Here is a 9,788-nt window from a genome sequence, read left to right on the forward strand (position 1 = left end):
GGACCACCTACTCACGTGAGGAGGTGCCTCCTGACCTGCACGGTCTCCGTTAGAATCCTAACGACCTGACTCACCATCAGACACCTGACGGACGACCCGTCCGACCCCGCATCCCTCACCCCCTCCCACCACATGTGAACGGTCGTTAGCCTCGTATATCTGGCAATATACGAGGCAACTGCTGTGAGAGGCTTCCTCCGTCAGAAGCCCGTGCGTGCAGGAGAGCCGAGTTGAGTACCGAACCCACACCCGGCGCGCCCGCTGGGCCCGCCACCCACGGATCCGCACAGCTCGGACGGCAGTGGCACCACCTTCACGGCGGGCAGGCGTGAGCGACGAACTCGACGTCGTGGAAGCCGAGTTCGTCGACGGCAACGACCAGCGACTGCCCGCCGCCCGCTCCAGCGGGCACGGGATCGACATCGGCGGCTTCGACCGTGACACCGTGCTGGTGGCAGGCCGACCGCTGCCGACCGCGTTCACCGCGCCCGAGTACGCGACCGGGGACTTCGTCATCAGCGAGGAGATCGCGCAGCTCCTCGGCGACTCGACGGTGCCCAACACCGAGCGCAACCACCGGGCCCGGATCCGGGTGTTCCAACGCTGGTGCGCCGAGCGCGGACGGGTCGCACTGCCGTGCACCACGGCGACGCTGATCGAGTACGTCGGGTGGATGATCCTCAGCGACGTCTACGACCCCAACACGGTCTCCGACTACCACAGCACCGTGGTCACCTGGCAGGAGCGGGAGACCCCCGGGAACACCCGGCCCGGGACCATCCAGACCAGCAGGATGATCGCCGCCTTCCGCAGGAAGTGGTCCGCAACCAAGACCGAGAGGCAGTCGCCCGCGATCCTGGAGACCGACCTGGAGGAGATGGTCGCCGACTGCGACCGGGACCACCGCCAGGGCATCGGCCGACGCGACGCCGCCATGCTCACGATGGGCTGGCACCTGCTCAGCCGCCGCATCGAGCTCGCCCACCTGGTACCCGTGCACGCCGAACTGCACCACGACGGCATCGCCGTCCGCCTCGTCGCCCGCAAGACCCGCAAGGACGGCTCGGTCTTCGAAGCCTGGATCCCGGCCCGCGACGACGCCCCGCACCTGTGCCCGGTACGCCGCCTGCGCGCCTGGCTGGAGTACGCCCGCACCATCCGCATGCCGCTCGACCAGGCCCTCTTCCGCGCGCTCGACAAGGCCGGCCGGCTCCAGGTCCGGCTCACCCCGCAGACCCGGCCGAAGCACCGGGACGGGCAGCCGAAGGCGGACCACGAGATCGCCGTCGAGGAGTGGGTGGAGCTCTCCTACCTGTCCGGCGACGCCGTCAACACCATCGTCAAGTCCCGTGCCCGGAACGCGTACCGGCACGTGGCCGACCTCTCGGAACAGCAGCGCGTCGAGTCCGGCTACAACGCGCTCCTGCACGAGGCCACCGCCAAGGCCGTCACCGCACACGGCCTCCGGGCCGGCGGGGCCTCCGCGCTGCGCGAGGCCGACGTTCCCGAGGACCAGATCGCCGAAATGGGTGACTGGCGCAAGGACTCCGCCGCGATGCGCCGCTACTTCCGCCGGATCCGGGTCCGGAAGCAGAACCCCTGGGCGGCCGCCCGCACCGGCCGACTGGAGGGGCGGACCGCACCACCTCTGTAGCCCGGCTGACCGCCCCCCGGTGGGAAGGCGACAGGGGAGGGACATGCGAGCGGAGGGGCAGGGGACTGGCTCCCGCCCCAGGCGACGTCGGCGGGGAGGAGACCGAATCCGTAGGCGGCGGCCGCTCCTTCCTCGTCAGCTCGACGAGCCGTCCCCGCCCAGGAACGGGGCGATGGTCGCAGCCACCGCGGCCGACCGGAGGTACGGCGCCACCTTGTGGAAGTCGAACGGGGCGATGCTGTCGACCAGGTCGAGGTCCACAGTGGGGAAGCGTCGTTTCAGCGGTCGGGGTGTCCGCGTGCTCGTTGAAGTGCTCAGCGAAGTACAGCTGAACGTGCTCAGCTCCTGCTGCGGACGGGCGCCAGGAAAGCTCAGCCACTCAGCCCCCATGCTCGGTGTCTGCCGCGGGTGTCATGATCTCGCTCGTGGACGAGGTCATGAGTGTTCTGAGGCAGGAGTTCGATGCGGAGGAAGGGAGCTTCCTCCTTCGGCTGCGGGGTGAACTGGAATGGGATCGGGCGGCCTTCACTCGCCTGGAGCGGGCACGTGCAGCGTGCAAGCAACTCCAGGAAGAGCAGAAGCTTGATCGCTGGATCGCTGAGGGGTTCTACGAGCTTGCGACATGGGTTCCGTCGTGGACCTCACACCCGAACTTCCCAAGGCCGGTGCCGGACAGCTACTACGAGGACTGCATCGAGCGTCTCGGCGATCTGGCCGACTGGTTCTTCCGCGGGTGGCACGACCGCTCGGAAGGAGACTCCTGGGTCGACCTCTGAAGCCGCCGTCAGTCAGGCCGCGTCAGTCTCGCGTTCGATTGCGGTGAGGCGGTTCTTCAGCCGGTAGCTGGGGCCGTTGATGGAGATCACATCGCAGTGGTGGAGGAGCCGGTCGAGGATGGCGGTGGCGAGGACCTCGTCACCGAAGACCTGGCCCCACTCGCTGAAGGTCTTGTTCGAGGTCAGGATGATTGAGCCCTTCTCGTAGCGCTTGGAGATCACCTGGAAGACCAGGTTCGCCTCGGCGCGTTCGAGAGGCTGGTAGCCGACCTCATCGACCACGAGGACGGCCGGTCGCAGGTAGGTACGGAGTTTGCTGGTCAGCCGCCCTGCGGTCTCGGCGGCCTTGAGGTGTCTGACCATGTCGTCGAGGCTGGTGAAGTAGATCGAGAAGCCGGCCCGGCAGGCCGCGACCGCCAGGGCGACGGCGAGGTGGGTCTTGCCGACCCCAGGCGGTCCCAGCAGGGCGGCGTTGGCCTTGGCCTCGACGAAGGAGAGGGTAGCGAGGTCCTTGATCTTGCGCGGGTCGAGCTCGGGCTGGAAGGAGAAGTCGTAGTCCTCCAACGTCTTGTGGTGCGGCAGCTTCGACAGCCGCAGGTTCTGGCGAAAGCGCCGGTCGTCGCGGACCTCGACTTCCTCGGCCAGGACCAGGTCGAGGAAGTCGAGGTAGCCCATCTTGGCCTCGTCGGCCCGCTGGGCATACTGGTTGAGGCTCTCGGCGAGATGGGGCAGGCCGAGTTTGGCGGCCATCGTGCGGATGCGGGCGCTGACCAGTTGACTCAACTCGACTCCCTCGTCGTGGGGTTGGTGGTGAACGGGCGGGTGCCGGTCAGCTCGTCATAGACCGACAAGGGCCTGCGGCCGACCTCAACGTGGGTGGCGGCCCGGATCAGCAGAGCGTGGAGAGGACCGGCATCCTCGTTCGGAGACGGTCCGTGCCGGGGCCGGGGCAGGACGTCCCCGGCGGTGACACTGCGGGTGTCGCCCTTCGGCAGGCCGTCCCAGTGGCGCTCGTCGACGATGCGGGCGCCCCGGCCCACCGCCCGTGAGTGGACGGCCAGTAACGTGCTGCCGGTCGCGTCGGGAACCGTGGAATGCACGATGATCTGGGACTTCGTGGCCCGGATCTCGACCAGCTGGCGGGGGCGGACCTTGCGGGCCGGAACCGAGTAGAGGTTGGCGTCGAAGGCCACCAGGCAGTCCTTGCCGACGTGCCGCAGGTGCCGCTGGGTGACGACGTAGGGCGTTCTCGGCAGCGGTCGCAGGGCCATGTGGTCGCGGACGGCCCGGTGGCCGATAACCTCGCCGTGGGTGCCATGGACGCGGGCCCGCCGCAGTGGCACCCAGGCCGTGAACGCGGCGTCGAGCTCTTCGATCGAAGCGAAGGCCCGGCCGGCCAGGACGTGGTCGCGGACGATGGAGACCTGCCGCTCGACCCTGCCCTTGCCGGTGGGGCGGTAGGCGGCGAGCACGTCGATGTCGAAGTCGTAGTGTCCGGCGAACGCCACCGCCTCGGGGTGCAGCGGAACCGCCTCACCCGGGGCGACATGCCGACGGACCACGGTCTTGGTGCGGTCGTAGACGATCGTCATCGGCACCCCGCCGAAGTGTGCGAACGCCTGGCGGTGGCAGTCGAAGAACGTCGCCAGGTCCTGGCTGGTGGTGAAGCAGCAGAACGGATCGCGGGAGTAGGACAGAACCATGTGGAAGGAGTAGACCTTCGGAATTCCGAGGTGGGCGAGGATCCCGCCCTCATCACCCCAGTCGACCTGTGCCTGGGCACCGGGAACGACCTCGAACCTGCGGTGCAGCCCGGCCAGCTCACCAGGGGCAATCCCCAACTCCTCGGCGACACGCGGCCGCGCTTCCTGAAGGTAGAGCTTCACCCGCTGGTAGTTGCCGGTGAACCCGTACTCGGCGACCAACCGCTCGTGGACCACCGCGCCCTTGATCAGGATCTCGGAGCGCAGCATCGCATCGATCAGCGGCGCGACCTCGTCTACCACCCGCTTTCGGGCCTGCGCGCTCGACGCCCGGCGCGGCGGTGAGATCGGAGCCTGCGCAGCCAGGTACTTGCGAACCGTACGGCGGTTGAGCCCGGTCTCCTTCGCGATCTCCGACAGGCTCATCACACCGGACTCATGCAGCCCACGGAAGCGCCGAAGTTCCAGCCAACGATGCGGATCCAAGACCACTTCAGCTGCCCTCCGTCCACGAACCGGATAGCAGCAGAGTGCCGGGCACCAGCCCTCAACACCTCAAGAACTGGGCACATTCACTCGTACGTGGCTGAGCACATCCACGCGTACGCCGACACGGGGGATCGCGACGATGTCGCCGTGGTCGCAGAGGTTGACCCAACGACGGATCCCTCCCGGTCGCTGCCCGGTGCCGTCGACAGGGGGGGGACATGGTCCAGGTCGATCGGATCGCAGTACCGGGCGGCGACCTCGAAGAGGTGCCGAAGGCTCTCCTCGCGACGGGTGGCGATCAGCACCCGGCACAGCGGCTTCATGTCCGCGCGTTCGATCGACAGCAGGGGCAGCAGCAGGGCGGTGACGAGGTCAGCGGGATTCTCGGCCTCGTCCACGGCGTCCACGATCAGGTGGGGTGGTTCGGCTCTGGTGCGCAACGCGGCCACCAGCCGGTCCGTGGTCCACGTGGTCGTGGGGTCTGCTGGTTCCAGGTTCCACTGGGCTGCGAGGGAGGAAAGGATCCTGGCGACGGTCCGCCGTCGCGCGTGGACGACGGCAAGCCCTTCGACGGCGTCGGGAAGGTCGCCGGCCGACGGTCTCCACAACCGCTCCGTGGCCTCGCGCAGCAGGGGATGCGCGGTGCAGGCGAGGATGCCGACCAGCGTGGACTTGCCCGCCCCGGGCGCCCCTGTGACGATCCGCACCGGGGCGCCCTCACCCTCCGCCCATGCCGTGAGTTCGCGCAGCTCGGCACTTCGGCCGGTGAAGGTCGACAGACCGCTCTCGGCGGCGGCGCCGTTGCCTCCATGCGCCCGCCCCACGAAATGGCGAGCGTCGGCCACCTCGTCGAGGAAGGCGAAAACCGCCGGGTCGACGCCGGCGCGGCCGCGCGGACCGCCGGGCTCGTAGCGCGGGTTGGGGAAGAACCGGAGGTGGGACAGGTCGGTACCGAGCGCGACGAGCGGGCGCTCCACGGCTTGGGAGTAGGAACCCGCACCCTGGTCCTCGACGTGGAGGGCCACTTCGCGGCAGAGGCGGTCGATCGGTATGTGCTCGTGCGACTCGTCGAGTTTCAGGGCGCCTGACGCGAAGCCCCGGAGGACTTCGTCGAACGCCAGGCTCAAGCGGCCGTCGTAGGCCGACTGGTCGGACTGACAGGCCGCCAGCACCCATACCCGCCGATGTTCCGGCCGGACCAGCGACCGCAGGTGCTCAGTCACCACCGTGCCGGAGTGGCAGAGGTCGAGCACGAGCAGGACGGCGGGCTCGCTGTCCCCTCCCGTCGTCAGGTTCTCGGCCAGGTCGGCCCAGCGGGAGAGTGCCTCGGTGAGCTCACCGTCACCTCCGACGACCTGGAGCCCGTGACTGTTGCGGGTGGGCGCCCCGTGCCCGAGCAGGTGGATGACGATGAAGTCGGCCCCACTCTTGACCGCTGCCGTCAACGCGTCACTGAGCGCGGCCGCGGTGAACGCGGGATCCGGGTCGGGCTCCAGGAGGACGTAGGAGTACTGCTTGCCCAGGACCTCGCGCAACCGTTGCGCATAGGGAGCCGCGTAGGCGAGCGGCGGCCAGTTCGGAGGCGACTCGTCCGTGAGGCTCGCGGCCGCGCCTCCCACGCCGACCACCAGCGCATGACGGCGCACTTCCGATCCCCGTTCTCGGCTGTTCTGGTGTGATGTTCGGATCCGACCTGACCCGATCCGGAGAGACTACGCCGTTCAGCCGGCCTCGTGACAGGCTGCTGGCATCGGTTCGCCTTCGGCGGCACGCCGTGTCCTGCGGCGGAGGCCTTCAGGGGTCGGGCTCGGAACCATGCCCAGTCGAAGCTTGTGGGGCCGGTGGGCGCTGGTTTCGGCCGGGCCGTTCAGCCTGCTGCCGCCGGACCACGCCAGCTCGTCCGTGGGAGCTGCCCCCGCGCGTGCGGGGCCGACCGCAGCTGGCCGCGATCCCGCCGATCACCGCCGGAGCCATCCCCGCGCGTGCGGGGCCGACGCCGGGACAGACGGCCTGGAGTACCGGGGCGTCGAGCCATCCCCGCGCGTGCGGGGCCGACGCCGCACCGGTCGCTTCGGGGTTGATGGCCTTGGAGCCATCCCCGCGCGTGCGGGGCCGACGGACGTAATCAAGCCGATGGGGTGCAACCCGGGGAGCCATCCCCGCGCGTGCGGGGCCGACTGCTGCTGGGAGGGGGTACGTACTTGGGGGTGGAGCCATCCCCGCGCGTGCGGGGCCGACGCAGCCAGAGCCTTGAGAACCAGGGCCGCATCAGAGCCATCCCCGCGCGTGCGGGGCCGACGTCGCGGTCCTCGGCCTTGGCGAGGGCGGACAGGAGCCATCCCCGCGCGTGCGGGGCCGACCATACCGTCGTACAGAGGAGAACACCACATGGGGAGCCATCCCCGCGCGTGCGGGGCCGACGCACGACCCTGATGCGCCGCACGTCGGCCGAAGGAGCCATCCCCGCGCGTGCGGGGCCGACGACCCGCTGCTGCTCGACTGGAAGCTCGACCGGGAGCCATCCCCGCGCGTGCGGGGCCAACGTGGAGTCGGACCTGCGGAGCCTGCGCGAGGAGGAGCCATCCCCGCGCGTGCGGGGCCAACACCAGGCGCCGGTAGAAGCTGACCGGCACCGTGGAGCCATCCCCGCGCGTGCGGGGCCAACACTTTCTGACCTGCTGTGATTCGGCTCAGAGTACGCCAATTAATTCAGTTCGAGTCCACAGCCCCGTCTATGCGGGGGCCAACCTGACGCTCCGTTCTCTCAACCGAGCAGGGCTACTTCCTCGGTTGGCCGACCCTTGGCACATCTCTCCGCCACGTCACCCGCACGGGGGAGCACCTCGAGCAGCGGGCTCACGGAATCACCGTCGCGCGTCCCGTGCTGCTCCGAGGTGGCGCAGTCGGCTGGGCACCACCGACATTCACCCTGCCCAGTTCGGGCCCGGAGCCGGCCGTCACCGGGCCGGCTCCGGGCGGGACTCACCGTGCCACGACAGTCGGCCTGCGTCGCGAAAGCCGGCAAGCGCACGACACGCCCTCCCATGCGAATGACCAGTGCTCACAAATTTCCCCCCTCCGTCAAACATGCATCACCGCAGGTGGAAACCCTGGAGATTGGAACCCATCTCAGGGAGAAGGGCGTTTCTCCGGGAGTCCGGCCACCACGATCCACCCTATTTGTGCTCCATGACACGCGGGTCGTGTCAGGCTCCGGGCTGATCATCTGGAATGCTGTTCCCTGTCCGCCGACCACGGCTTTGAGCGGCGGGCATCCGCAGTACCGGGCAGTCGGCCCGGGAAGCCCACGGAGAGAACGGAACATCATGAAGCCATCCGTGCTTGTCGTGTCCACCGACCCCCAGGGGTCCGCCGTCGTCTGGGCCGAGCGGGTGGGTGACAACCTGCCCTTCGACTTCATGGCTGCACACGACCACGCCGAGCAGCTGATCCACCTGAAGAACACCGGCGCGAAGATCCACGTCATCGCCAACCAGAAGGGCGGCGTGGGCAAGACCACCACCACGGTCAACCTCGCGGCGTGCACCTTCGACGTCCTCGGCGAGAAGGACGAGTACCAGCACATCTTCATCGACACGCCGGGCACCCTGGCGGACGAGGAGATCCTGCGCAGGGCGCTGGAGATCGCGGACGACGTCCTGGTCCCGATGATCACCGAGCCGCTGTGCTTCGACCCGACGGCCCGGACGATCCAGAAGGTCATCGAGCCGATGGACATCCCCTTCCGGATCGTCGTCAACAACTGGGACCCCCGGGACGGCCGCGCCGACCTGGAGGACACCGAGGCGTACATCACGGCGAAGGGGTGGCCCCGCGCCAAGACCGTCCTGCGCCGGTACAAGATCCACTCGCGGGCGGTGGCCGAGGGAACGGTCGTCACCCAGTACAAGGAGAGCGGCACCGCCTACCGGGCCCGCGAGGACTTCTTCCGTCTGTCCCTCGAGCTCGGTTACGGGGGCCGCTGATGGCAGGCCGTCGTGTTTCCTTCGCCTCGATGGCCACCGACCCGGTCGTCGACGCTCCGGGTGTGGACAGCGCCAACGACGCCCCGGTGGCCAGGTGGATTCCCACCGCCAGCTGCCTCCCCAACCCGCGCAACCCCCGTGACGAGCTGGGCGACCTCTCCGACCTGGCGAGCATCAAGGACCGCCAGCTGCAGAGCTGCCTCGCCGTCACCCCGGCCGCCTACCTGCGGCTGTGGCCGGAGGACCGGCAGACGCTGGGCGCGGGCGCACAGGACGTCGTCATCGTCAACGGCAACCGCCGGCGGGCCGCCGCGGAGCTGTACGGGCGCGAGCAGTTGCTCGTGGTCGTGGACGACTCGGTGGCGGAGTCCAAGGCGACCCTGCTGCGGGCCGCGCTCGACGAGAACATGGCGCGCAAGGACTTCGACCCGATCGAGGAGGCCAACGCGGTCGTTCTCATCGTGGCGCAGTACCCGACCGCCAAGGAGGCCGCCGAGGCGGAGGGCTGGTCCCAGAGCTGGATCTCGCACCGCAAGAACCTGCTGAAGCTCCACCCCGAGCTGCAGCGCCAGGTGCGGGCCAAGGCTCGCGGCGAGGAGGGCGTCTCCATCAACGTCGCCCGCCGGCTCGGGTCGGTGAAGGGCATCGAGGCGATGTCCCTGGCCGGGCAGACCGCGGAACTGGAGCAACTGCTCCAGGCCGACGCCGACGCCGTGGCCGCCAGGCGCGCCGCGAAGCTGGAGGCCAAGGCCGCTGCCAAGGCGCCTGCTGAGGCTCCCGCACCGCAGCCCGCCGCGACGCCCGCTGCCGCATCGCCGGCCCAGTCGGCAGCGGCAGCGGAGACGGCACCGGCCACTGTGAAGGCCCCGGCTCCTGTCACCCCTCGGCCGGAGCCCGCGCCCCGCAACCCGGTCGCGAACACCGAGCCTGTCCGGAGCACCGAGCGATTTTCCGCGGAAAATCCCGAGCCGCTCCCGATGCCGGAGCAGCGGGCCATGGCCCCGGTGGACGAGCAGTCGTCGGCCGCCCCGCAGGCGGAACTCGGCAGCGTCGACTGGCACAACGTGGAGGAGCTGGCGGACGCCATCTGCCGTACCCTCTCGGCCGACGAGGCCTACCGCCTCGCCGACGCCCTGGCCAACCGGCTGCTGACGACCAGCAACTGACCCACCCGTGGTGC

At 69.4% G+C, this 9,788-nt stretch carries 8 protein-coding genes and 1 CRISPR repeat array; of the genes, 4 read left to right on the forward strand and 4 right to left on the reverse strand.

The annotated features are described in order from the left end of the window. Positions 1-328: 328 nt before the first annotated feature. Positions 329-1,654: a hypothetical protein gene (locus ACFU6K_RS19615; RefSeq protein WP_380664638.1), complete on the forward strand. Its 1,326-nt coding sequence runs from the start codon at positions 329-331 to the stop codon at positions 1,652-1,654. 135 nt (positions 1,655-1,789) lie between these two features. On the opposite strand, the gene ACFU6K_RS19620 is transcribed toward ACFU6K_RS19615, so the two are convergent. Next, entirely contained in the window at positions 1,790-1,915 is a 126-nt protein-coding gene (locus tag ACFU6K_RS19620; protein ID WP_380664640.1) for a hypothetical protein, read from the reverse strand. 164 nt (positions 1,916-2,079) lie between these two features. Between ACFU6K_RS19620 and ACFU6K_RS19625 the strand changes: the two genes are divergently transcribed. After that, entirely contained in the window at positions 2,080-2,430 is a 351-nt protein-coding gene (locus tag ACFU6K_RS19625) for a hypothetical protein (protein ID WP_380664642.1), read from the forward strand. 12 nt (positions 2,431-2,442) lie between these two features. Here ACFU6K_RS19625 and istB read toward each other — a convergent pair whose 3' ends face one another. The 3 genes from istB to ACFU6K_RS19640 all read right to left on the reverse strand — a co-directional run bounded on the left by istB (position 2,443) and on the right by ACFU6K_RS19640 (position 6,268). Further along, positions 2,443-3,213: an IS21-like element helper ATPase IstB gene (istB, locus tag ACFU6K_RS19630; protein ID WP_380664644.1), complete on the reverse strand. Its 771-nt coding sequence runs from the start codon at positions 3,211-3,213 to the stop codon at positions 2,443-2,445. Continuing rightward, the gene (gene istA, locus ACFU6K_RS19635) at positions 3,210-4,625 is read right to left on the reverse strand and encodes an IS21 family transposase (RefSeq protein ID WP_380664646.1); all 1,416 of its coding nucleotides are present in this window, start codon (positions 4,623-4,625) and stop codon (positions 3,210-3,212) included. Before istA ends, istB begins: the two co-directional genes overlap by 4 nt. A gap of 80 nt (positions 4,626-4,705) precedes the next feature. Further along, on the reverse strand, positions 4,706-6,268 hold the full coding sequence (locus ACFU6K_RS19640; RefSeq protein ID WP_380664648.1) for a hypothetical protein: 1,563 nt from the start codon (positions 6,266-6,268) through the stop codon (positions 4,706-4,708). A 259-nt stretch (positions 6,269-6,527) separates the two neighbouring features. Then, a CRISPR array of direct repeats spans positions 6,528-7,287; the repeat unit is 25 nt; unit sequence GAGCCATCCCCGCGCGTGCGGGGCC. Positions 7,288-7,969: 682 nt separating this feature from the next. Here ACFU6K_RS19640 and ACFU6K_RS19645 point away from each other — a divergent pair. Next, positions 7,970-8,608: a ParA family protein gene (locus ACFU6K_RS19645; RefSeq protein ID WP_375876880.1), complete on the forward strand. Its 639-nt coding sequence runs from the start codon at positions 7,970-7,972 to the stop codon at positions 8,606-8,608. Positions 8,609-8,637: 29 nt separating this feature from the next. Continuing rightward, a complete protein-coding gene (locus tag ACFU6K_RS19650) occupies positions 8,638-9,774 on the forward strand; it encodes a ParB/RepB/Spo0J family partition protein (RefSeq protein WP_380664651.1) in 1,137 nt (378 codons plus the stop codon). The last annotated feature ends 14 nt before the right edge of the window (positions 9,775-9,788 follow it).

It is taken from the genome of Kitasatospora sp. NPDC057512 (assembly GCF_042802135.1).
GTDB lineage: Bacteria > Actinomycetota > Actinomycetes > Streptomycetales > Streptomycetaceae > Kitasatospora.

Coding starts and splice junctions, on each gene's coding strand:
- ACFU6K_RS19650 (WP_380664651.1), top strand. CDS start 8,638: ATGGCCACCGACCCGGTCGTCGACGCTCCGGGTGTGGACAGCGCCAAC.